The following is a 23,539-nucleotide window of genomic DNA, read 5'->3' as shown; positions in this document are numbered from 1 at the left end:
GCGGTCTGTGTAGCGGTCAGTCGGGACAAGAACCCGCGTAACGGTCGTTCGGTGATTGGTGCCGTCCGCGACGCTGGTTCTCGAGCGATCGCTCGGTCGAACGCGAATCGCGTCCGCGAACGAAAGGTTAGAAGTTCGCGCTCGCTAAACGGATGCTCATGTACGACCGGATCAAGGGCTTTCGTGATATCTATCCCGGCGAGATGGCCGCTAGACGGAAGACCATCGATACGCTGGAGGACACGGCCCGTCAGTACGGCTTTCGCGAGATCGAAACGCCGGCCGTAGAGCGCGCGGCGATGTGGACGGACAAGAGCGGCGACGACATCGTCGACGAACTCTACTCGTTCGAAGATCAGGGCGGACGCCACGTCACGCTCACGCCCGAGCTGACGCCGACCGTCGCGCGGATGGTCGTCGCCAAACAACAGGAGCTCTCGAAACCGATCAAGTGGTTCTCGACGCGACCGTTCTGGCGCTACGAGCAGGTCCAACAGGGGAGACAGCGGGAGTTCTACCAGACCAACGTCGACATCTTCGGCTCGAGCGAGCCCGAAGCCGACGCCGAGATCCTGGCGTGGGCCGCGGACGCGCTTACGGGACTCGGCCTCGAGGCGGCGGATTTCGACTTTCGTATCTCCCACCGAGATATTTTGGGCGGCGTGCTCGAAACCTACGACGCCGATATCGACACGGAGGCGGCGATTCGCGCCGTCGACAAATCCGACAAGATCTCGGCGACCGAGTACCACGGTTTGCTCGTCGACGCCGGACTCACAATGGACGAGGCCGAGGAGTTCGACGACCTGATCGCGTCGGGCGACCTCGAGGCCGTCGAGGCGTTCGCCGGCACCGAGCGCATGACCGAGGCGGTCGAGAACCTCCAGAACGTGCTCGAGGCGGCCGAGGACTTCGGGGTTCGGGAGTACTGTACGATCTCGCTCGAGACCGCGCGCGGACTCGATTACTACACGGGAATCGTCTTCGAGTGCTTCGACTCCGCGGGGGAGGTCTCGCGCTCGATCTTCGGCGGCGGCCGCTACGACGACCTGATCGAACAGTTCGGCGGCCAGCCGACGCCCGCGGTCGGCGTCGCGCCCGGCCACGCGACCCTGCCGCTGTTGTTGCAGCGAGCTGGCGTCTGGCCCGAGGAGGAAGTGACGACGGACTACTACGTGTTGCAGGTTGGCGACACGCGAACGGAAGCCGCTCAGATCTCTCGAGCCCTGCGCGATCGCGGCCACGTCGTCGAAACCGACGTCTCCGGCCGATCCTTCGGCGCACAGCTCAACTACGCCGACTCGATCAACGCCGAGACCACCGTTATCGTCGGCGAACAGGATCTGGCGAACGACGAAGTGACGATCAAGGACATGGAGTCGGGCGACCAGGTTCAGGCACCCGTCGACGCGTTCCCCGGAGACCTCGAGCGGCCGACGGCCGAGGACTTTTCGTAACTCGGTACTGCCTCCGTTTCGTTGGAACCTGTCTTGGCTCGACTCCCAGTTCCCCTCTCAGTTGAGTTGCGACCACTTTTCCGCGGCGGTGTAAGGGTTAACTGACCGAGCGGTGTAGCCGTCCCGATGGCCGATTCACCGCCGAACGTCTTGCTCGTGCTCACCGACCAGGAGCGCTACGACTGTAGCGCGCCCGACGGGCCACCCGTTGAAACGCCGACGATGGACCGACTCTCGAGCGAGGGCATGCGGTTCGAGCGCGCGTTCACGCCGATCAGCATCTGCTCGAGCGCCCGCGCGTCGCTGTTGACCGGCCTGTTTCCCCACGGCCACGGCATGCTCAACAACTGCCACGAGGCCGACGCGATCCAGCCGAACCTTCCGCCGGAGCTGCCGACGTTCTCCGAGTTGCTCGCGGATGCGGGCTACGAGCTAACCTACACCGGAAAGTGGCACGTCGGCCGGGATCAGACCCCCGAGGAGTTCGGTTTCTCGTATCTCGGAGGCAGCGACAAACACCACGACGACATCGACGACGCGTTTCGCGAGTATCGCGCCGAACGCGGTGTTCCACTCGGCGATACCGAATTCGAGGAGGTAATCTACACCGGCGACGATCCGCGCGACGGAAGCGAGGGGACGTTCGTCGCCGCGAAAACGCCGGTCGACGTCGAGGAGACTCGAGCCTGGTTTCTCGCCGAACGGACGATCGACGCGCTCGAGGGCCACGCCGATGGTGACGGCGGAGATCCGTTCTTTCACCGGGCCGATTTCTACGGCCCGCACCACCCCTACGTCGTTCCCGAACCTTACGCCTCGATGTACGACCCGGACGATATCGAGCCCCCGGAGAGTTACGCCGAGACCTACGACGGGAAACCGCAGGTTCAAGAAAACTACCTCGAGTATCGCGGCGTCACCGGCTTCGACTGGGAGCTCTGGGCCGAAGCGATCGCGAAGTACTGGGGCTTTGTCAGTCTGATCGACGACCAACTCGAGCGAATCATAGCGGCCCTCGACCGAACCGGATTCGCCGAGGAGACGGTCGTTGTCCACGCCTCCGACCACGGCGATTTTGCGGGGGCTCACCGGCAGTTCAACAAAGGCCCGCTGATGTACGACGATACCTACCACATCCCCCTGCAGGTTCGCTGGCCGGGCGTCGTCGAGTCCGGATCGGTCTGTGAAAGGCCGGTTCACCTCCACGATCTGGCGGCGACGTTCCTCGATATCGGCGGCGTTTCGGTTCCGGAGTCGTTCGACGCTCGGAGTCTCGTACCCTTACTCGAGGATAGTGATAGCGCGACTGCGAGCGGCGGTGACCCGACTAGTGTACAGACCCGTCCGGATTCGGTGTTCGCACAGTACCACGGCGACGAGTTCGGCCTCTACACCCAGCGAATGGTCCGGACGGAACGATACAAGTACGTCTACAACGGCCCCGACGTGAACGAACTGTACGACCTCGAGGCGGATCCCGCGGAGCTGCAAAACCTGATCGAGCATCCGAACTACGAGCGGGTCCGGTCGAACATGGCCGAGCGGCTCCTCGAGTGGATGGAGGCGACGGCGGATCCGAATCGAGCATGGGTGCCCCAGACGTTCGAATAACCGCTTCCCGAGGGGTACCGGATTCCGGCTACTCAGTGCGTTAAAAGCAGCAGTTTCTCGTCCGTTCGGGCAAGACAGAACGGTTTCTCCGGCGGGCTGTCGAACGACGACGTTGCGTTCTCCGTGACGAACAACCGGTCGAACGGCTGGTCACACGACGGACAGCCGAGTTCTTCCCTGTTTTCGAGAACGCGCGTGTCCCCGGTATCGTTCAGGAGCTTCAGTTTCGTCCGGTAGTCGTGAATGCTAAAGCCGTCAGTGATATCGATTCGTCCCATTTCGGTCAGTGTATACTCCCGACGGGACCCATTTCAACTTCACTGCCAGCAGTACCGACGAGACAGAGAACTACACTCAATTGATATTTGAGGGATGGTACCACTCATGTTCCTCCTCCTACCCCGTCGCAGTCTCCTCTTTAGCACCTATAGATATAAAATATCCGAAACTTCCAATTGCCGATACGTATAAGACCGCTGATTACATGTGTGGATATATCTCGGACCGCGTACGCTATGAGTACATCAGATACTATTCAACCGATTCTCGAGTTCGTCGAGGAGGAACTCTCCTTCGCGACGAGTTACTACAACGAACGATATCTCGATCGCCGCGTTACCTCTCGAATGCGTCGAACGGACTCCGAATCCTACGGCGACTATTACACGCTGTTGAAACGGGACGAAATCGAACAGGAGGAACTTCTCGATGCGTTGAGTATCAACGTCACCGGGTTCTTTCGAAACCCCAGCGTTTGGGAGGGGATCCAGACGCTGTTGCAGAAATTGACCGACGAACAGTCACGCGTTCGCATCTGGAGTGCGGCGTGTGCGGACGGCCGCGAGCCGTACTCGCTGTCGATGCTCGCCCACAGTGACCGGAACATCGACGAATCTCGTCTCAGTATTCTCGCGACTGATATCAGCGACGAGGCACTCGAGACCGCACGGGATGGCGTCTACCAGGACCTCCAGACGGACGATATCTCGAGTCAACTGGACTTTCTCGAGCGCCCGAATCGCTACATTACGAAAGGCGACGGGCAGATCGAGGTTGCGGATACGATTCGGGACCCAGTCGAGTTCGAGCGCCACGACCTGATCAACGGCCGCTCGAAGTCCGGCTTCGACATGGTCGTCTGTCGGAACATCCTCATTTACATCAACGACGAGCACAAGACGCCGATTTTCGAGACCATCCGCGACTCGCTCGACGAAGGCGGCTACATGGTCATCGGGAAATCGGAGACGATCCCGATCGGCATGCGCCGGGAGTTCGATTCGGTGAACGCGGGCGATAAGACCTACCAGTACCCCGCTGTCGAGTGATCTCGCCTACAGCGTATCCGTTCCGGTACCGTCCGCCGATCCGGTCAACGAAAAGCCCGTCACGGTGTCTTCGGGATCTTTGAGGAACGTGTGGCGTCCGGTAACGTGTGCAGAGCCCCTAATTTCGGGTGTCGTAACAGCAATCCCGTCCCGTTTTTCGACCTCGAGCAGCCGTCCCTCGAATCGGGTTCCGATAACGCTTTCGTACGTGTACGGTTCCTCGACCTCGAGGGCTCCCTCCCGCTCGAGGAGCGTCATCTTCGCACAGGTCCCCGTCCCGCAGGGGGATCGGTCGACTTGGCCGTCGCCGAAGACGACGACGTTTCGATCCGCCTTCTCGCCTTCGCCCCGTTCGTAGAACTCGACCAGCGAGACGGGGTGGTGCTCGCCCGTAAACGGGTGGACGACATCGAGGCGGTCGTTGATCGTTCGCCGGAGTTCGAGGCCGTCCTCGACGAAGGCTTCGACGTGTTCGGGCTCGATAGTTCGCTCGAGAACCTGGGCGTCGACGAGCGCGAAGACGTTCCCGGCGAAGACGATATCGACGGGGACGGATCGCGTCGCCCCGTCGGTCTCGACCGCGACCGTGATCACGTCGTAGACAAACGACTCGACGTTTCTGATCGCGACCGACTCGACGCGGCCCGTCTCATCGAAGACGGGATGAGTTCGAACGAGACCGGCTGGCGTTTCGACGGTTATCGTCTCCCGGGCCTCGAGCTGGCCCGTCTCCAGTAGTGCCGTTACAGCGCCGATCGTCCCGTGGCCGCACATCTCGAGATAGCCGCCGGTGTCCATGAAGAACAGGCCGAGGTCGGCTCCCTCGGCGGCCGGTTCGACCGGGACCGCGCCGAACATGTCGTCGTGACCGCGCGGTTCACAGAGGACGAGTTCCCGGAGCCAGTCTTGGCCGTCCGCGAACTGCCGACATTTTTCCGCGACGGTTCCGCCGTGGAGCCGCGCGCGATCGGTTCCGCTCGTGATGATTCGCGTCGGCTCTCCGGCCGTGTGCGTATCGAGGGTTTCGATGAGCGTCTCAGTGTGCATTGTCTGTGGCTATTGTCGCGTGAATCGTCGTTGTCTGCGTGGGTTTCGCTGTCTGTGTGGTCGCACTGTTCGCACGTGGTCGCACCGTCCGCATCGTCTGCACGAGTCGTCCTCTTTGTGCGAGCCGTGTCCCGGGATACGCTAGGTACTCGATAGCTGTACAAAAACCCGCAACCGTGAGCCTACAGCCGCTCGAGGGACTCGATCTCCCGATCGCTCCAGTCGTAGAAGTGCCGATCGGTCGTCTCGAGGGTGTCGACGCACTCGTTGTACTGCGCCCTGGCTTCCGCCGCCAGCGGGTCGTTCGGATTCCGTTCGATCCAGTCGCGCAGTTCCGCGAGCGCCTTCGGCGAGTAGGTGTCGAGGCGGTCCTGTTGCTCGAGTATTTCGACCTTGCGGCTTTCCTGGCGGAGCGTTCGGGTGAGCGCCCAGATGGCGACTCCCCAGAACGCGAGCAGGGTGAACGCGAGCATGCCGATGACGCCGGCGGTCAACGCCATCAGTCGTCACCTCCGGTGACCTCGGCGGTATCAGTTTCGGCCGCGGAGCGATCGGCGACGGACATGATCCCGTAGCCGATGATCGGGAACAGGACGATGACCAGCATGCCGCCGATCATCTCCGGCGTCCCGAACTCGTCGTAGGCGAAGTAGCCCATGATGAAGATCATGACGGCGGGGATAACGTACTTGATGACGGGATCCCACCACTTGCCGACGTAGATGCCGGCGTTCTTGTTCACCGCGAGGACGCGCAGTCGCTCCGGCCCCATCACCCAGCCGATGACGAGGATGATCGCGAGCGTCGCCAGCGGCAGTCCCCAGCTCCCGAAGATGAAGTCGGCGAAGTCGAGGAAGTCGGCTGAAAACGCACTCGGGAGGCCGATGAGCCAGATAAGCCCGCAGATCCCGAGGACGGTTTGGGTCCGATCGAATCGCGTTTCCTCGGCGACCGTCGTAACGCTCACTTCGGTGATCAACAGCCCGGAGGTGAACGTCGCGATGAAAAAGCCGACGAAAAACAGGATTGCCACGAGTCCGCCGAACGGAATCTCGGGGAACACTTGCACGAGCGAGACGAACGCGAGCCCCGCACCTGCGTCGGGTTCGACGCCGACCGCGAAGACGACCGGGAAGATCGCGAGCGCGGCGAGGATCCCGATGCTCGACTCGCCGAGCGCGGTGAAGACGCCACCCCCGAGTGGAACGTCATCGTACTCCCGGAGGTAGCTTCCAACCGTCAGGGCGATCCCCCACCCGAGCCCCGTCGAGAACAGCGCCTGTCCGAGCGCTTCGATCCACGTGCTGCTGAAGGTGAGATACTCCCAGTCGATGCCGAAGGTGAACGCGATCCCCTCGCTGGCACCATCCAAAGTCAGTCCGTAGCCCGTCATGATGACCAGCGAGACTACGAGCGCCGGGACCGCGTAGACGACGATCCGCTCGACGCCGCGTCGGATCCCGAGGATGAGAATTCCCGCGACGCTCGCCATCACGAGCGTGTGGAGTCCGATCATCAGCGCCGGATTCGCGAAGAAGTTGTTCATGAACGTATCGGCCTCGAAGCCGGTAGCCGTGAACGTAAACAACAACGAGTGCGCCGCGTAGTACAGCGTCCACCCGATTAGGGGCGAGTAATAGGACATTAGCGCGATGTTCACTAGGAGGACGACGACGCCCAACCCGACCATGCCGCCGGGTCCGAGCACGTCCCGGAACGCGCCGATGACGCCCTTGTTCGTGTATCTCCCCAGCGCAACTTCGGCCATGAGTCCGGGTACCGCCAGTAGAAACAACAGGACCAGAAACGCGAGCACGAACGCGCCGCCGCCGTTTTCGCCCATCACGTACGGGAACCGCCAGATGTTTCCTGCGCCGACCATCGCTCCGACCATCGCCATCAAGAATCCGAACCGAGTTCCCCACTCCGCTCGAGCAGTTTTCGCCTCACTTTCTGCCATGTTTGACACTAGCTAGCACAACAGCTGCAAACGTGTTATACGTAATGTTCCCATGGTCGGGGTCGCGCCGACTTCAGCCGATGGTTCGCCACGCTGGCAGTAGTCTCGGTTGTTGTTATCCGCCGTGGCCCGGATAATCCCGCTCGAATCGGTCCTCGATCTCCCCCTCGTCGAACTGGATCACGACCGGCCGGCCGTGCGGACAGGAGTAGGGATTCTCGCAGGCATCGAGCGCCTCGAGCAGGTCCACGACCGACCCCTCAGTAAGCGACGTGTTGCCCGTAATCGAGGGGTAACACGCCAGATCGCCGAGGAACTCGTCGGCTAGCGCATCGACCGTCTCGGAGCCGGCTTCGCGGTCGCCGGCGATGAACGACGCGAGCACGTCCCGGAGCCGGCTCGGCTCGAGCGTTTTCTCGAGCACCGCGGGGACGGTCGTCACGGCAACGGTCCGGTCGTCGACGCGGTCCGCGTAGAAGCCGAGCCGCGAGAGCGCCTCGCGGTAGTGTTCGAACGCTTCGGCTTCGGCGGCCGTTAGCTCGAGGTCGACCGGCGAGGCCAGCGCCTGCGCGGCGGGATCGTCGGCGAAGGCTTCCCGCAGTCGTTCGTAGTTCACCCGTTCGTCCGCGGCGTGTTGATCGATCAGCGCGAGGCCGTCGGGGGTCTCACAGACGAGGTAGGTGTCTCGCATCTGCCCGAGGACCCGAAGGTTGGGCAAGGAATCGAACTCGGTTTCGTCGCCGGTTGCGGCCTCGCCCGCGAGCGTTCGTTGCTCGGTCCCGCCGGAGAACTTGCGATCGGACTCGAGGGGAGTAGAGGGTTCCGTCGAGCCGGATCGTTCCGTCGGGTCCGTTGTCTCGGTACTCGATTCGATTCCGGACACAGACGATTCGACGGAATCGTCGTCGGGACTCGAGTCTCGGCCCTCCGACTCCGAACTGCGATCGTCCGGTTCCGATTGGGAAACCCGGTTTCCCGCGTGCGTCGCGGGCGTCGTTCGAGCCGTTTCCCCCTCGGACTCGGAGCTGGTTTCGCCTACGTCCGTCTCCACTTCTGTCTCTGCACTGGTCCCCCCCTCTCCACCGGTCGCGGGGCCTGCTTCGCTTTCATCCACTGTAGATTCGGGTGATCCCGAGGCAGACTCGGCCGGTTCCGAGGAACCCTCGGACGCCTCGGTCTCCGGAACCCGGCTCGAGCTGTCTCCTCCCGTCTCGATTGTGTCATCCGCACCGCCGCCGTTTCGATCCGGCTCGATCCGCGTCTCTCGAGGAGCGGACCGACCTCGCGGCGCGCTCGAGCGGAGCAGTCCGTGCTCCAACAGCGCGGATTCAACCGCGGCGTCGACCGCCCGGCGCACCGCGTCGTCGTCGTCGAAGCGCACCTCGCGCTTGCGCGGGTGGACGTTCACGTCGACGGCCTCGCCCGGCACCTCGAGAAAGAGGACGACGAAGGGGTAGCGGTCGTTCCCGAGTTGGGTTCCGTAGGCACCCATGATCCCCTCGCGGATCGCGTCGGCGGTGACCGCACGGCCGTTGACGTACGTTGCGAGGTAGTCCCGGCTCGAGCGGTTCGTTTCGGGGTGTGAAACAAGGCCCGTCACCGACTCGAGCGGGCCGACGGGGAGCTCGTCGCCCTCGGCTTCGACGGGGATCATCGCCTTCGCGACCTCACGGCCGTACACCGAGAGGATGGCCTCTTGCAGATCGCCCGTCCCCGTCGTCGAGAACACCTCTCGGTCGTCGTGGGTCAGCGAGACGGCGACGTCGGGATTGGCCAGCGCGTAGCGCGTGACGACGCGATTGACGTGGGCGAACTCCGTCGCCGTGGTCTTCAGGAACTTCCGGCGGGCGGGCGTGTTGTAAAACAGATCGGCCACCTCGACGGCGGTCCCCTGCGGACAGCCCGTCGGTTCGACGGTGGTGACCTCGCCGCCCTCGTAGACGAGTTTCGTGCCCGCCGCTGTCGTCTGTCCGTCCGCGGATCCGTCGTCGTCGGCTCGAGGCCGCGTCTCGACTGTCAGTCGCGAAACGGAGCCGATCGTGTGCAACGCCTCGCCGCGAAAGCCGAGCGTGGCGACGCCCTTCTCGAGATCCTCGAGCCCCTCGATCTTGCTGGTCGTGTGCTGGAGGATCGCCGCGCGAACGGCATCCTCGGTCATGCCGTAGCCGTCGTCGGCGACTCGGATCAGTTCCGTCCCGCCGTCCTCGACTGCGATGTCGATTCTCGAGGCGTCGGCGTCGAGGCTGTTCTCGAGGAGTTCCTTGACCGCGCTCGCGGGCCGCTCGACGACTTCGCCGGCGGCGATGCGGGCGACGGTATCCTCGTCGAGTTCGCGGATGTCGTGGTCACTCATCCTCGAGCCTCCGTTGCCACTCCTGTACCTTGGTGATCAGTTCGACGGGCGGCGTCTCGTTCACGTCGATATCCTCGAGGTCCTTGAGTACCTCGACTGTTTCGGGCCCGAGGCCGGCGTTCGCCTCGGCTTCGGAATCGGCGACGGATTCCGCGTCAGCGGCGGATGCTTCGCCGGTGCCGGCCGTGGTGTCAGCCGTCGACTCCGCGCCGAGACTAGCCTGGGTACCCGCCCCCGACGCGGCTCCGCCGTCTGTCGTCGCCGCTCGCTCCATCGAGCCACTCGAGAGATCGAAGACGGCCTGGACCGGCTCCGAGGAGCCGTCGCCTTTTGCCTCGATGGCTTTCTCCTCACGCAGGCGCTCTAAGACGCCCTGGGCCCGGTCGACGACCGGATCCGGAACGCCGGCGAGGTCTGCGACGTGGATTCCATACGACCGATCCGTCGGGCCGTCCCGGACCGTCCGCAGGAAGGTCACGTCGCCGTCGCGTTCGTCCGCGGCGATGTGGACGTTCGCGACTCGAGGCAGGTGTTCCGCGAGGCCGGTCAGTTCGTGGTAGTGGGTCGCGAAGAGTGTCTTCGCCCGAATTTCGTTGTGGAGGTACTCGGTCGCCGACCAGGCGATCGAGATGCCGTCGTAGGTCGCCGTGCCACGCCCGACTTCGTCTAAAATCACCAGCGACTCGTCGGTCGCCGTGTGGAGGATGTTCGAGAGCTCGCTCATTTCGACCATGAACGTCGAACGTCCCTGCGCCAACTCGTCGAGCGCTCCGACGCGGGTGAAGATGCCGTCGACGAGGCCGATTTCGGCCTCTCGAGCGGGCACGAAGCTCCCGACTTGTGCGAGCAGAACGATGCAGGCGACCTGACGCATGTACGTCGACTTTCCGGACATGTTCGGTCCAGTGACGACGAGGAACCCCCTGTCGTCGGTCATCCGCACGTCGTTGGGAACGAAGTCGGTCGTCTGCTCGACGACGGGGTGGCGTCCCTGGTCGATCTCGAGGTCGTCACCCCGACGCAGTTCGGGCTGTACCCAGCCGTTTTCGGCGGCGTGGCTCGCCAGACTCGAGAGCGCGTCGACGGTCGCGAGCGCTCGCCCGACGTCCTGCAAGAGCGCCGCTGCCGCGGCGACGTCCTCGCGTACCTGCTCGAAGAGCTCGTACTCCAACTCGCCCCGCTGCTCCTCGAGTCTGAGCATCTCGCGTTCTTTTGCCTCGAGTTCCGGCGTCGTGAATCGCTTGGAGTTCTTCAGCGTCTTGATCTGCTCGTAGTGATTCGGGACCTGATCTGCGACCGATCGACCGACCTGAATGTAGTAGCCGTCGGTCTTGTTCCGATCGACGGTGACGTGGCTCAGGCCGTGTTCGCGTTTCTCGCGGTCGGCGAGGCCCTCGAGCCACCGCTCGACCTCGTCGTGGCGGTCGATCACCTCGTCGAGTTCCTCGTGGTAGCCCCGCTGGAGCAAGCCGCCCTGCGTGACCGTGGAGGGCGGTTCCTCGGCGAGCGCGTCGGCGAGCATCTCCCGAAGCTCCGAAACCGCCGTCCGGTCCGGCCGATCCACGATCGCGGACAGCGGCGAGTCAGCCAGCTCCTCGTTCGAGGCGATCACGTCCGCGATCCGCGGGAGCACCGCGAGCGTTTCCCGCACCGCGACCAGATCCTGCGCGTCGGCGCTGCCGTGAGTCGCCTTCGAAGCCAGGCGCTCTAAGTCGTAGGCCTCGCCGAGCACGTCCCGGAGTTCGTCTCGAGCCAGCGCGGCCGAGGAGAGGGCGGCGACGCTCTCCTGGCGCTCCTCGAGAACCGATAGCGACCTGCGAGGTCGCTGGAGCCACTCCTTCAGGCATCGTCCGCCCGCGCTCGTTTCGGTGTGATCGATCGTCGCGAACAGCGATCCCTCGCGCTCGCCCTGCATCGTTTCCGTGAGCTCGAGATTTCGTTGGGTGGTTCCGTCGAGGGTCACGTGGTCGTCGCTGTGATGGGTCGCGATTCGGGTCATCGACGCGAGCACGCCGGCTCCCGTTTCCTCGACGTACGAAAGGATCGACCCCGCCGCGGAAACTGCGGGTTGGGCCGCGTCGAGTCCCTCGAGGGGTTCGCGTCCGAACTGCTCGCGAACGACGTGTTCGGCGCGTTTGGGTGCGAACGATTCGGCTTCGTGGAGCGTCAGCGTCGCGTCGGTCCGGTCGCGGATCTGCTGGAGGATCTCGTCGTCGTTGCGAATCGCCGGGCCGGGAAGTACCTCGACGGGATCGAACCGGTACAGTTCCGTCAGCGTCTCCGCAGCGTCGTCGGCACCCGCGACGAGGAACCGGCCGGTCGTCACGTCCGCAAACGCCAGTCCGTAGGGAGCATCGTCGCCCTCTCGAACGACGGCCGCCAGATACTGCGCGTCGGCGTCGGTCGTCTCGAGGAGCGTACCGGGGGTCACGACGCGAACGATCTCGCGCGCGTGGCCGTCGTCGGTCTCGTACTGGTCGGCGACGGCGACGCGGTAGCCGCGTTCGACCAGCGCCTTGAGGTAGGGCGTGAGGTCGTCGAGCGGAACGCCCGCCATCGGGTACGACGAACCGTGGGAGGACTTCTGGGAAACCTTGAGGTCGAGTTCGTCCGCGACGAGTTCGGCGTCCTCGTCGAAGAACTCGTAGAAGTCGCCACATTGCATCGCCAGCACCTCCGCGTCGGTCGTCTCCTTGAGCGAGAGAAATTCGCCGACGATACCCGTCGCCTCTGTCATACTCGAGGGGTGTCCTTCCATCGCAAAAGACCTGCGGGTTCCGCGGCGGAAGTGGTCGGCACTTGACTCAACGCTCCCAGCAGTGCCCGACTTAGCGTCCCCAACCGTACACGGTGGAGTGAACCGGGGCGACCAACATAATCGTGCCAAACACGAACGACTGTATCGTCAGTTGAAGTCGTTCTTCGTATGCCGTCGGATCGTCGACTTTCTCGGCCCCAAGTGCAAGGAGGTAGTAGAGTCGCTTGAACGGGTTCCGTCCTTTTGGGCGACTCCGCTCCTCGCTCATTCGCCGAAGCTGCCAGAACGACCAGACGCTGTAACTGAGAAGCGACGACCAGATGCCGATCCAGGAACCGAGCAGTGCGATAACAGGGATATCGGTGATCGTCAGCGATTGACTGACGTCTGGCCGAATAAGTGCGCTCCCTACCGTTCCGATCACCGACAGGACGAACGAAATCCACGAAGCCGCGAGAAGCTTCCCGAAGACGCGCCCCAGATTGTCGGGGTTCACTCGGAGTCTCGAGCTGTTTTCTCGAGTGCTTGCTTGTTCTTTCATACTCTCACAGACGTGGCAACCGGACAGTCGCTGACTCGCCGCTGTGCAACGAACGGGCTCGCTCACCCATCAGTATCAGAACAACACGCCGCCGAGCGGGACCTCTTCGTCGGGTTCGACGAGGACGGGAAAGCCCGATTCGTCCGGAACGCCGACGGTCAGCGCCTCGGATTTGAAGCCGGCGATCCGAACGCTCCCGAGGTTCGTCGCACAGAGGACCTGTCGGCCCACCAGCTCGTCGGGTTCGTAGTGGTGATCGAGCTGACCGGCGGACTGGATCTCGCCGTTTCCGTCGCCGAGATTGATCCAGAGCTTGGTCATCTTCGGTTTGTTCGCCTCCGGGAACGATTCCGCCTCGAGTATCTCGCCGACCTGAATGTCGACGTCGAATGGGCTTTCGACCATGCCTGAATCGATGCGCGGGGCGAATATAAACGTCAGTCGATCGTCCGGTACAGTTCGAGAACGCGATCCGCCAGCGTCTCGGTGTTGGCCGCAACGAGGTACGTCATCGCCTCTTTTCCGACGGCTCCGCGATCGATAACGGCGATCGGACGGTCGTCACCGCCGTCGAAGACCGTTTCGACAGCCTCCGGCGTCACCCACTCGTCGGCGTCCGATCCGGTATCGCGGGACAGTTCCGTGATCGCCCACTCGAGTTCCTCGAGGGCCTGTTCGACGTCCTCGTTGAACCGGAGGTTGCACGCGAATCGCAGACTCGGACACACCTCTCGAGCGTCGAGCAGGAATCGCGCGACGTTTCTCGAGGCGCCGAACCGAACCGCACCATTCGGGTTGATTCCGCCCAAGGTTCGGGTGATTCGGCCTTCGACGGCCGCGGTCTCCTCGACGGCGTCCGCGTACGGCGTCGCACCGACGACGTTCGTTCCGACTTCCGGCACGAGCGGCGAGATATCCGCCTCGACGATCCGCCCGACGGCGTTTCGCACCAACTCGGTCGTCGCTTCCATCGAAGCCCGATTTCGCTGTTCGACGCCGTGGTTGACCGCACCGGCTCCTTGCCCGACATCGTAGTGGTATCGAACTGCGCGGGTGAGAACGTCGGTCGCGCCGCTGACTGCGTCCTGGAGCGAATCCCCCTTCGCGAGCCGCGCGGCGATCGCCGCGGCGAGCGTACAGCCCGATCCGTGAGTCGCATCCGTGTCGACGCGCGTGTGTTCGAACGTTGTGACCCCGTCTTCGGCCACAAGCACGTCGCTGATCGTTTCGCCGGGGACGTGCCCACCCTTGACCAGCGCCGCGTCCGTACCGAACTCGAGAAGCGCTTCCCCGGCCTCGATCGCACTGTTCTCGTCTTCGACCGCAATCCCGGTCAGTACCTCGGCTTCGTCCGCGTTCGGCGTGACGACCGCGGCCTCCCCGATGAGGTCCTCGTAGGCGCGTTCGGCTTCGGGCTCGAGCAGTCGATCCCCCGAGGTGGCGACCATGACGGGGTCGACCACGAGCGGGAACGCGAAGCGCCCGGCCTCCGTCGCAACGGATTGGACGATTTCGGTCGTCGCGAGCATCCCCGTTTTCGCCGCCCCGATATCGAAGTCCCCCGTCACCGCCGAAAGCTGAGCTTCGACCTCCTCGAGCGGGAGCGGGAACGATCGTTCGACGCCGCGGCTGTGCTGGGACGTGACCGCGGTGATCGCGCTCGTCCCGTAAACGTCGTGTGCGGCCATCGTCGCGAGATCGGCCTGGATTCCGGCACCGCCGCCGGAGTCGCTTCCGGCGATCGTTAGGGCGACCGGTGGTGTTTCTGGTGCTGGCGTTCGCATGCCTAGTTGTCTCTCGCCGTTGTACAAATGGGTAGTGGGCTCCGTGTCGCAGTGTTGCTCGCCGCGGCGGTCGTGTCAATTTCACTGACCGGCCAATTCGGCGTACGCCCCCCACGACGGATCGACGTCGGGGTGTTCGAGCCGCTCCCCGTCGACGAGGACGCCTCCGTCTGGAGCGTCCCGCCGATCTGTCTCGACCTCCTCGCTCTCGCCCGCCACTCGTCCGGTATCGGCGTCTACCACCCGCCCGATTTCGGCAACGACGGTGTCCCGGTCCTCGAGGGCGTTCCGGACCGCATCGACGCCCGCCGGATCGACGGCGATCACGAGCGAGCCACAACTCGTCGCGTGCCACGGATCGATCTCGAGTTCGGCACAGACCTCGGCGACACCCGCCCGGATCGGAACCGCCGCGCGGTCGATTTCGAATCGGACATCTGGGCCGGCCACTTCGTTCGTACTCTCTGACGCCCGCCGGTTCGCGCCGTCGGCCATCTCGTTGAGCGCCCCAGCCAGGCCGCCTTCGGTAACGTCGTGCATCGCCGTCACGGGGCCGGCCGCGGCGGCCGCGAGCGCGTCGCGGACGCAGTGGACATCATCGAGCCGCTCTCGCGCGTCCGCGAGCACACCGCCCGGAAGGTCCAGTTGATCCCCGAACAACGTACTTAGCAAGCCGACCGACTCGACGCCGGGGCCGGTCGTGAGGAGGAGTTTATCGCCGACTCGAGCCCCGTCGGGGCGAACGATCTCGTCGTGGTCGCCGACGCCCATGGCGGTCGCCGCGCCGACCCACGGATGGGACGGGTCCGAGTAGCGGGCGGTGTGGCCCGTGACGACGGAGACGCCCAGATCGACGCACTCGGCGTGGATCGTCTCCCAGACGGTCGCGAATTCCTCGTCGCTCATCGATTCGGGAAGGGTAAAACAGATCGAGAGATGCGAGGGCGAAACGCCGCTGACGGCGACGTCCGCGAGCACCAAATCGAGCGCGAATCGCGCGGCGCGCTCGAGGCCGAGCGGCGGAAGGATCGAAAGCGGGTCGGTCGCGGTCACCAACGCTCGCCCGTCGACATCGAGGACGCCGAAGTCGACGCCGTGTTGGGGGCCGATCGCGACATCGTCTCGCCGCGCGCCGAGATTCGGGGCGACGTGGCGTTCGAAGAACGTTCGGTCGATTTTTCCAAGGTCGCTCACGAGGATCGCTTTCGGTCAGGATCTCTTATCGGTGCTGATCGCCGAACAGCTTCGGCCGTCCCGAGACAATAACGGTTCTGTGACAGTCATCTCTCGCGGAATGAACTGCGGGACAACGGTTTAGAAGCCGTGCGTTGAGCGTTCACGGAACGTGATACATTCAATCCGAAAAAGCGCGGTTCTGGCCGTCGTACTGGTCGTTCTGATCGCCGGTTGCTCCGGCGCGATGCCCGGCGGCGACGACCCCGGAGACGAGGAGGTCGAGCAGACGGAGATCCTCCAACAGGTCGAAGCCGTCGACACGTACCAGTACGAGATGACGCAAACGATCGAAACGCCAAACGGTGAGGAAACGGTTGTCTCGGAGGGAACGATCAACGAATCGGCGAATAGATCTCACGTGAGTTCGACCGCCGACAACCAGCTCATCTCCGAAAACGAGACTGTCGACGTCGAGGAGTACATCATCGAGAACACGATGTACGCATCGATCGACGGCGACTGGTTCGAGATGGACCTCGAGGGCGACGTCTGGGAGGAAAGTGCCCAGCTCGCGGCACAGACCGACTTCATCGAATCCGGGACGCTCACCGAAGACGGCACCGAGACCGTCAACGGTGTCGAAACGACCGTCGTCTCGGTCGAATCGACCGACGAACTCAAAGCGGAGCTCGAGAGCTCCCGGGACTTCCAAGCGACCGGAGCGACCGTCGAGGACGTCTCCTACGAACTCTACGTCGACGAGGAGACGAACTACATCCACGGTATCGACGCCGATCTGACGATGACCTCCGGCGGTGAGACCATCTCGTCGTCGACGGAGATGACGATCTCCGAGCACAACGAACCGGTCGATATCCAACTCCCCGAAGACGCCGAAACGGCGGAGGACGTCGAAGATGCTGAGGATATTGAGGATATAGAGGACGTCGAAGACGCCGAAGACGCCGAAGCTAGCGAAGGCAACGAGTCAGCGTAGAGCCGCCGGATTACCCTCGTAGTGCCGGACCAGCACTGTGGCGCTGTGGCAGGAAACAGAGCCGGGTGTTCATCGGATCGAGACGACTTCCGGACCGGTCTGACCCGCCCATCGTCTTTTTGGCGTCTATCGCCGTAGGGCAGTCAGCCAATTTCCGAAGCGAGTAGGGTTGTAAACGATATTAATTACGTTTCCCTCGAGAAATAACGTCGAAGGGTTTCTGAGAAGAATAAAAGGTATCGTCGGCCTAGTGGCTACAGATGGCGCATTCGTCACAGTATTCGACTCGAGAGTCGCTCGAGTTTTCGACGAGCGAACTGACGGGTGCGCTAGGAGATTCGGTTACCGTCTTACCGCTGCTGGTCGCACTCGCAGCGACGACATCGGTGTCGTTGCCACACGTTCTCGTCGGATTCGGCGTGTTTCAGATCGTCTGGGGACTCTACTACGGGATGCCGCTATCCGTCGAGCCGATGAAAGCGCTCGTCGGTCTGGCGATCGTCGGCACGCTCTCGTATCCGGAACTCGCCGCCGCAGGGCTGCTCGCGGGAATCGTCCTGCTCGTCGTCGGCCGGCTCGGACTCGTCGGGAAGCTCCAGACCGTCGTCGGCGAACCGGTCATCCGCGGTATTCAGTTCGCCGTTGCCTTACTCTTACTCGAGGCCGCGGTCGGACTGTCCGTCGAGAGCCTCCCCGTTGCGGCCGCCGGTTTCGCCGTCGTCGTCGCGTTCACGCTCGTCGGCTATCACCAGCAGAGCGTGCTGGTCGTGCTCGGACTCGGGGGGATCGCCGCGGTCGCGTACGCGGGCGTTCCGACTCCTCGAGTTCCCGAAGCCGCGCTCTTCCCGGCGGGAACCCCCTCGTTCACCGGGGCGGCGCTCGAGGGTACCGTCGCTCAACTGGGGATGACCGTCGGCAACGCGGCGATCGCCACCGCGTTACTCTGTGGGGACCTCTACGACCGGGACGTCTCTGCCGACGATCTCTCCCAGAGTATGGGCGTTACCTGCCTCGCGGCGGTTCCGTTCGGCGGCGTGCCGATGTGCCATGGAAGCGGGGGGCTCGCCGGAAAATACGCTTTCGGAGCCCGAACCGGCGGCGCGAACGTGATGCTCGGGATCGGCTACCTCGCGCTCGCGCTCGTCGCGGCCGGCGCACTGTTGGCGGCCTTCCCGATGGCCTTGCTCGGCGTTCTGCTGGTCGTCGTCGCGCTCGAACTCGGCCGCGCCGCCTTCGAGCCCGTCGATACTCACCAGTCGCTCGCGCTCGTCGTCGGCGTCGGTGCCGTCGGCCTGCTCGTCAACGTCGGCGTCGCGTTCGTCCTCGGAGCGATCGTCTTTTGGCTGCTCGCGCGACGGAAACGCGGCGTCTAGGTTCGGACGGAGGCCCACCGATACCGACGAGAAAAGCGCACGCCTTTTTCGGTCCGGCCCCAACTCGCGTTCGATGACGAACTGGACGGACCTCTTCGATCGGGCCGAGTCGGCCGACGTCGACCGCGAGACGATTCGGGAGACGTTCGAGGCGCAGCGTCGCGAATCCTCACCGGACGAGAACCCGCCACAGTCAGACGGAGACGAGGAGAGGGGCGGCCGATGACTGACCAACCGGTTCCGACCCGCGTCGTCGCCGACGCGGACGTCTTCGCGGCCGATCTGTTCGTCGGCGGCGACGCTCGAGCGGCCCTCGATCACGTCCGAGAACACTCCTGGGTCGAGCTCCTCGCGAGCGACGAACTGCTCGCCGAGACCGAACGGCTCGTCGCGTCGCTGGCCGACAAGGAACTCGCGGCCGCCCACCGCGAACGACTCGAGGCCGAGCGCGTTCGCGTCGAACAGCCCGCGGAGGACCACCCCGCGCTGGCCTCGGCCTATCAGGGCAACGCCGCCCACCTGCTGAGCTACGACGAACGACTCGGATCGGCGAAAGCCGGGTTGACGCTGCAACCTCGAGTGTCGCTCAGTATCCGTCCGCCGGACGCGTTCGCGACCCTGTTCGATCCCGAAAGTTTGTACCGGACCGTGGAGGGTCACGACGGGGCGTATCCCGGCCCGGATCGGGATCCTCGAGACGGGAAATCGCCGTAGTGTCTAGTGACCTGCTTGCATATTCGTCAGTAATGCGAACCTCCCTTATTGAGCAATTCGAGAAGAAGATTCTCTCTCGTCCGTCCGGACTGCCTTTCGCGATGGATTCTCGAGATGGATTTACAGCTCGAACGGTCGGAAGATCGCAGCGTTTTCGAACGATCGGAGTACTCGTCGGGTTCCTGTGCACGGACAGTATATAAACGAACACCCGAATTATATATAAAGTTTAAGTGGAAAGACGAAGCAATTCTTTGCTATGAAAAGTAAACCGAATACCCTTACCGAAGGCGGTGTATGCGTTTGTGAGTGATTACAGAGACGCTGTATTTGTAAAACAGAGTTCCTTTAGCTGACTTGTCTATCTTTTATATCGTTCCGACGTGGCGGTGCCGTGCAACGACATACAGTATCGCTGCAGCCCAGAGGCCGGTGAGGAATCCGAACATGCCGGGGCCCGACGGCCCTGGTACTTGCTGAATCGCCGCGGCTAGATAGACGAGCGCGTAGCCGCCGATCGGGAGACCCATATACAGCCACATATTCGGAATCCAGTCCGTTTCCGCGGCTCGAGGGGCGGTCGCGTCGATAAAGAGCGAAACGAACGCGAGTACCGAAAAGAACGCGAGGCAGATCATGAGCAGACCAGCGAGCAATCCGTGAAGCTCGCTCTGGGACTCGAGGGCGAACACCCCGACGAGCGTGACCGGTGCCGCGAGCGCGTACACCGCCACGGGGATCCACCAGCGCGAGTTCCGAACGGTTCGATCCACGGTTTCGTTCGGTTCGACGACTCTCTGATTCCGATCGAGTCGCGTCGCCATCCACCCGACGAACATAGCGACCGCCGTGGTTACGAGTACGGTGAGCCCGACGCCGAGGATGATAGTAGGCGGCGTCAGAACGGCGGAAATCGCGGCCAGCTCCGCGGAGGCGTTCCACATCGTCGTCGCGGTGTTGGCGAGATAGATGAGTACCGTTCCAGTCGAGGCCGCGAGCCCGGTCCATATGCCGGCGCGTCGAGCCGTCGTTTCCCGGTCGCTGTAGCGGTAGCCGACGACCAATGCGGCCAGTAGCAGTGGTGCACCGGAGGTCGTTCCGCCGAGGAAAACCACCCCGTCCGTGACGGGTTCCCGGGAAAGGAGGAGGGTGAACGGAACTGTCGCGAGCCCGGCGAGAATCGCGAACCGTAACGATTCGTCCGTCAGGCCGTCGCGAACGGGTTGGATGGGTGGGAGGGGAGATCGAAGCGAGGTCATACGATAATTGGCTTATATTGACACATGCTCTTGAAAGTACTGTTCGTCACGACCGATCGTCGGACGCTAAAAATTGGGAACGACGGTTGCCGACTGCCAAATCAGGAACGGGTGGCAGTTGTCGGGCGAAAAATCACGATTGAATATGACTATTCTTCAACCCGTTTGAGGACAATCCCTTCATCGAACCGACCCCGCTGTTCAGCCTTCTCTTCGCGCTTTTCATGTAGTTCAGCGACACTTTCTCCCTTGTTCTTCCGAATCGCGTGGACAACCTCCAAGACATCCGCTAACTCCTCCAAAGAGCGAGATTCTCGATACTCTACCACTTCTTCCTCCAATTTTTCCACTAGCCGGTTAGAATATGTTTCGCCGGAAACACTGGTGGTCACGGGCTCTTCTCCGTTCTGTTTGATAACTGTTGGAATCTCGTCCCTGACAAGCTTGTCAAACTCACGCGTCATTAGTAGTTCTTCGAAAATTCAATTAAAAAGGATACTGATGGACGCTCAATAGGCACACACACTTACCAAATCGAGGAGTTCAGTTTCAGACGTTGAACTGGATACAGAAATCGCGCTACCAACTGCTGCTAGTGACAGGCGGTTGAGGCCGCTCGAGCGGCAGGTTCCACTCGAGGACGGTCATCAATATACCGCTGGAACCTCATAACGGCTCGCAGACGAGCTACCGTTCCTCGTCGCACCACTCGGCGAACGTCGCCAGCGCCCGGCCGCGGTGGGAGACGGCGTTTTTCTCCTCGGTGCTCATTTCGGCCATCGTCTGGCCGTTGTACTCGAAGATGGGGTCGTAGCCGAAGCCGCCCTCGCCTCGAGGCGCGACCAGCGTTCCGGCCACGGAGCCGTCGAACGTCTCGGTCCCGTTCTCGTCGCAGTAGGCCAGCACCGTCCGGAATCGTGCGCGTCGGTTCTCCTCCTCGCTCGCCAGTCGCCAGAGCCGTTCGACGCCGACGGTGTCCTCGACGAACGAGGAATAGGGGCCCGGAAACCCGCCGAGAGCGTCGACGAACAGCCCAGCGTCGTCGACCAACACCGGCTCGTCGGCACCCAATTCTTCGTAGGCCTCGAGCGCTCCGTGGGCGGCGATCTCCGCGAGGTCGTCGCTCTGGACCTCCGTGTAGTCGTAGTCGACCTGTTCGACGGGTTCGATGCCCTCGAGGTAGGTGGTCGCCTCGCGCACCTTCCCCTCGTTTCCGGTGACGAACTGGATGGTCATACGAGAGGAGGTGTTCGGGAGGGCTAAAGCGTCGTCGGTGTCTTTCCCGGAGACGAGGACTCGAACACCCATACGGTAGGGGACGGTCTCTCTCCAGCTGGACAACGATATGGTAAAACTACTGAGCGTGCAGAACTCTTGGCAGGGTGCGAAAATATTAAAAATCAACACTTTCTAAACAAATTAGAGGAATATGGATCATGGACATTTCTAGAAGAAAATTCGGTACTCTGTGCGGAGTCTGTCTTACCGGAACTGCTGGCTGTCTCACCGACTCGTCGGACGATACCACGATTACCGGTGAAGTCAGTGCTCGACGGTTGCTCGGAGTGACAGCCGATGGCGGTCATGGATCCATTCTCTCTGCTGACGAGGACGGAATCGAAGGATTCGCCTTCCCAGATGGAGTTGACGCTGACGAACTCGATCCCGCTCTCGAAGCGGGGGATTTGCCCATGAGCGAATTGCACGACGAATTCGAACGGCTCGAGGCAGAACTCAGCATCGAGCTCGCAACCGACGATCCGGAAAACGATCTCGAAGCAGATGAATTCGGGACGTATTTGACGTACTTCGACGTGTTCACGGCCGTTCGAGTCGACCAAAGCTACGAGTTCGTCGTTTCGACTGACAGCGATCGGTTCTTGCTCGAAGCAGTTCCCGAATGACGGGAAACCATTGGTCGTGTCCCACAGTCGTCTGAAGATCGCCTCTGGTAGCGTCAACTGATACGGATTACTGCAACGATTTACCGGCGGTGAGTCGAACCGTGTGTGACGAGCCTCGGTGGAGGAGCGGAGCGAGTCCACCGGTGCAACCGCAGGACTGGACGCGGTTGCGCCGGAAATGACTTACAGTAAACCGTATGACTCTCCATTGCAATTGCAGCTTTGGCTGACCGCTCGAGCGTTCTGCTCGCACGGGCCACAATGAGAGCCGCGTCCTCGCCCTCCCCAACCGACTCGTTCGCCTTGCGCGACCAGGCGTCGCACTCGGCTCACTCGCCCACTGGAAGACGCTTCGCGACTTCCAAGCCGTTCGGTCACTCCGTGACCGAAGACCCCGCGCATCGTTGAGTCGCGCCTCGCAGCGGCTCACGGTTCCTGATAGTCACCGTTCGCTTCTCGAGGCCTTCACTCCGCTCACGCCTCGCTTCGCTCGCCGCGACTCAGCGCGCGCCACCGCACACTAATCACTTCTCTACAAATCAACTCACAATTCGAGGCCGCGGACCACCCTCGATTCGGCCTTCTGGAGGTGTTCGGCGGCCGTCCCCGGCGCAACCCCCAACTCCTTGGCGACGTCCTCGACGCTTCCCGCTCGAGGCACGTCGTAGTACCCCTTCGCTCGAGCGACGCGGAGGGCTTCCCGCTGGCGCTCGGTCAGCGACATCGGGGCGGAATCGGGCCGCTCGTACTCGCCGATCCGCTGGACGGTCGCGTCGATCCCGTCCGGAACCGTCTCGAGGGCGCGCCGGAGGTCGTCCGATTCGCCGACGACCGAGAAGCGGATCGTCCAGTCGTCGCAGTACTCGACCGGCGGGAGGGCGACGAGCGTGCCCCGCGTAAACGCCGCGAGCAACTCCTGGCCGACCTCCTCCGGAGCGTCGCGGACGTAGACGGAGAACGACCGATCGCTCGTTTTCGTGAGATCGTATGAAATCGTCCCGCCGAACTCCTCTAGGGCTCGTTCGTAGACCGTCGCGTCGCCGACGACGTGGAAGATGAACGACCGCTCCTCCTCGCCGCTGAAGTTTCCGTGAACCATTCGGTAGGAGTCGAACGCGTCGTGCTCGGCGACGAACCGGTGCATCGGATGGATCGTCTCGGCGTCGTGGCGCAGGATCAACCGAACGGTCTTCATCGTCCGCAGATCGGTTCGAGTATATAAATAGCCTAGCGACTGGTGCACAATCGATTCACGAGATTCGTTCGAACGTCGAGTT

General features: G+C 62.8%; 22 protein-coding genes. 8 read left to right on the top strand and 14 right to left on the bottom strand.

The features are described 5' to 3' along the window. The first annotated feature begins 158 nt into the window (after positions 1-158). The gene (hisS, locus tag ACZ5C7_RS06020) at positions 159-1,457 is read left to right on the top strand and encodes a histidine--tRNA ligase (RefSeq protein ID WP_464375447.1); all 1,299 of its coding nucleotides are present in this window, start codon (positions 159-161) and stop codon (positions 1,455-1,457) included. A gap of 126 nt (positions 1,458-1,583) precedes the next feature. Further along, positions 1,584-3,068 carry a sulfatase-like hydrolase/transferase gene (locus ACZ5C7_RS06015; RefSeq protein WP_464375446.1) on the top strand — a complete coding sequence of 495 codons (1,485 nt, stop codon included), beginning with the start codon at positions 1,584-1,586 and terminating at the stop codon, positions 3,066-3,068. A 32-nt stretch (positions 3,069-3,100) separates the two neighbouring features. Here the strand turns inward: ACZ5C7_RS06015 and ACZ5C7_RS06010 are convergent, their stop codons facing one another. Then, positions 3,101-3,346, bottom strand: a complete 246-nt coding sequence (locus ACZ5C7_RS06010) for a DUF7385 family protein (protein ID WP_464375445.1) — start codon at positions 3,344-3,346, stop codon at positions 3,101-3,103. 237 nt (positions 3,347-3,583) lie between these two features. On the opposite strand from ACZ5C7_RS06010, the gene ACZ5C7_RS06005 reads away from it, so the two are divergent. Further along, a complete protein-coding gene (locus tag ACZ5C7_RS06005; protein WP_464375444.1) occupies positions 3,584-4,396 on the top strand; it encodes a CheR family methyltransferase in 813 nt (270 codons plus the stop codon). Between the two features lie 6 nt (positions 4,397-4,402). Here the strand turns inward: ACZ5C7_RS06005 and ACZ5C7_RS06000 are convergent, their stop codons facing one another. From ACZ5C7_RS06000 to ACZ5C7_RS05960, 9 genes are all read right to left on the bottom strand, one after another. Next, the gene (locus ACZ5C7_RS06000) at positions 4,403-5,443 is read right to left on the bottom strand and encodes a proline racemase family protein (RefSeq protein ID WP_464375443.1); all 1,041 of its coding nucleotides are present in this window, start codon (positions 5,441-5,443) and stop codon (positions 4,403-4,405) included. A 182-nt stretch (positions 5,444-5,625) separates the two neighbouring features. Next, positions 5,626-5,943 (bottom strand): hypothetical protein, encoded by a 318-nt coding sequence (locus ACZ5C7_RS05995; RefSeq protein ID WP_464375442.1) that lies wholly within the window; start codon positions 5,941-5,943, stop codon positions 5,626-5,628. Continuing rightward, entirely contained in the window at positions 5,943-7,403 is a 1,461-nt protein-coding gene (locus ACZ5C7_RS05990; RefSeq protein ID WP_464375441.1) for a sodium-dependent transporter, read from the bottom strand. Before ACZ5C7_RS05990 ends, ACZ5C7_RS05995 begins: the two co-directional genes overlap by 1 nt. Positions 7,404-7,518: 115 nt before the next feature. Continuing rightward, entirely contained in the window at positions 7,519-9,756 is a 2,238-nt protein-coding gene (mutL, locus tag ACZ5C7_RS05985; protein ID WP_464375440.1) for a DNA mismatch repair endonuclease MutL, read from the bottom strand. Then, on the bottom strand, positions 9,749-12,493 hold the full coding sequence (mutS, locus tag ACZ5C7_RS05980; RefSeq protein WP_464375439.1) for a DNA mismatch repair protein MutS: 2,745 nt from the start codon (positions 12,491-12,493) through the stop codon (positions 9,749-9,751). The genes mutL and mutS overlap by 8 nt, the downstream gene beginning before the upstream one ends. Positions 12,494-12,584: 91 nt before the next feature. Next, complete coding sequence (locus tag ACZ5C7_RS05975) at positions 12,585-13,055, bottom strand: hypothetical protein (RefSeq protein ID WP_464375438.1); 471 nt, start codon at positions 13,053-13,055, stop codon at positions 12,585-12,587. A gap of 75 nt (positions 13,056-13,130) precedes the next feature. Beyond that, on the bottom strand, positions 13,131-13,460 hold the full coding sequence (locus tag ACZ5C7_RS05970) for a tRNA-binding protein (protein ID WP_464375437.1): 330 nt from the start codon (positions 13,458-13,460) through the stop codon (positions 13,131-13,133). Between the two features lie 32 nt (positions 13,461-13,492). Further along, positions 13,493-14,839, bottom strand: a complete 1,347-nt coding sequence (gene thiD, locus ACZ5C7_RS05965) for a bifunctional hydroxymethylpyrimidine kinase/phosphomethylpyrimidine kinase (RefSeq protein WP_464375436.1) — start codon at positions 14,837-14,839, stop codon at positions 13,493-13,495. A gap of 81 nt (positions 14,840-14,920) precedes the next feature. Further along, positions 14,921-16,033: a HypE family hydrogenase expression/formation protein gene (locus ACZ5C7_RS05960; RefSeq protein WP_464375435.1), complete on the bottom strand. Its 1,113-nt coding sequence runs from the start codon at positions 16,031-16,033 to the stop codon at positions 14,921-14,923. Positions 16,034-16,184: 151 nt separating this feature from the next. On the opposite strand from ACZ5C7_RS05960, the gene ACZ5C7_RS05955 reads away from it, so the two are divergent. The 4 genes from ACZ5C7_RS05955 to ACZ5C7_RS05940 all read left to right on the top strand — a co-directional run bounded on the left by ACZ5C7_RS05955 (position 16,185) and on the right by ACZ5C7_RS05940 (position 19,099). Next, complete coding sequence (locus ACZ5C7_RS05955; RefSeq protein WP_464375434.1) at positions 16,185-17,012, top strand: hypothetical protein; 828 nt, start codon at positions 16,185-16,187, stop codon at positions 17,010-17,012. A gap of 260 nt (positions 17,013-17,272) precedes the next feature. After that, a complete protein-coding gene (locus ACZ5C7_RS05950) occupies positions 17,273-18,385 on the top strand; it encodes a putative sulfate/molybdate transporter (RefSeq protein WP_464375433.1) in 1,113 nt (370 codons plus the stop codon). A gap of 73 nt (positions 18,386-18,458) precedes the next feature. Then, entirely contained in the window at positions 18,459-18,611 is a 153-nt protein-coding gene (locus tag ACZ5C7_RS05945) for a hypothetical protein (RefSeq protein WP_464375432.1), read from the top strand. Further along, the gene (locus ACZ5C7_RS05940; protein WP_464375431.1) at positions 18,608-19,099 is read left to right on the top strand and encodes a DUF7384 family protein; all 492 of its coding nucleotides are present in this window, start codon (positions 18,608-18,610) and stop codon (positions 19,097-19,099) included. The genes ACZ5C7_RS05945 and ACZ5C7_RS05940 overlap by 4 nt, the downstream gene beginning before the upstream one ends. Before the next feature lie 368 nt (positions 19,100-19,467). On the opposite strand, the gene ACZ5C7_RS05935 is transcribed toward ACZ5C7_RS05940, so the two are convergent. From ACZ5C7_RS05935 to ACZ5C7_RS05925, 3 genes are all read right to left on the bottom strand, one after another. After that, a complete protein-coding gene (locus tag ACZ5C7_RS05935; protein WP_464375430.1) occupies positions 19,468-20,358 on the bottom strand; it encodes a hypothetical protein in 891 nt (296 codons plus the stop codon). A gap of 149 nt (positions 20,359-20,507) precedes the next feature. Next, entirely contained in the window at positions 20,508-20,822 is a 315-nt protein-coding gene (locus ACZ5C7_RS05930; RefSeq protein WP_464375429.1) for a nucleoside triphosphate pyrophosphohydrolase, read from the bottom strand. A gap of 223 nt (positions 20,823-21,045) precedes the next feature. Beyond that, entirely contained in the window at positions 21,046-21,594 is a 549-nt protein-coding gene (locus ACZ5C7_RS05925; RefSeq protein ID WP_464375428.1) for an XTP/dITP diphosphatase, read from the bottom strand. A 329-nt stretch (positions 21,595-21,923) separates the two neighbouring features. Between ACZ5C7_RS05925 and ACZ5C7_RS05920 the strand changes: the two genes are divergently transcribed. Continuing rightward, complete coding sequence (locus tag ACZ5C7_RS05920) at positions 21,924-22,262, top strand: hypothetical protein (protein WP_464375427.1); 339 nt, start codon at positions 21,924-21,926, stop codon at positions 22,260-22,262. Positions 22,263-22,806: 544 nt separating this feature from the next. Here the strand turns inward: ACZ5C7_RS05920 and ACZ5C7_RS05915 are convergent. Then, a complete protein-coding gene (locus tag ACZ5C7_RS05915) occupies positions 22,807-23,457 on the bottom strand; it encodes a helix-turn-helix domain-containing protein (protein ID WP_464375426.1) in 651 nt (216 codons plus the stop codon). Between the last annotated feature and the right edge of the window lie 82 nt (positions 23,458-23,539).

Source organism: Halostagnicola alkaliphila, from assembly GCF_055379965.1.
This window is presented reverse-complemented; position numbering and strand designations above follow the sequence as displayed.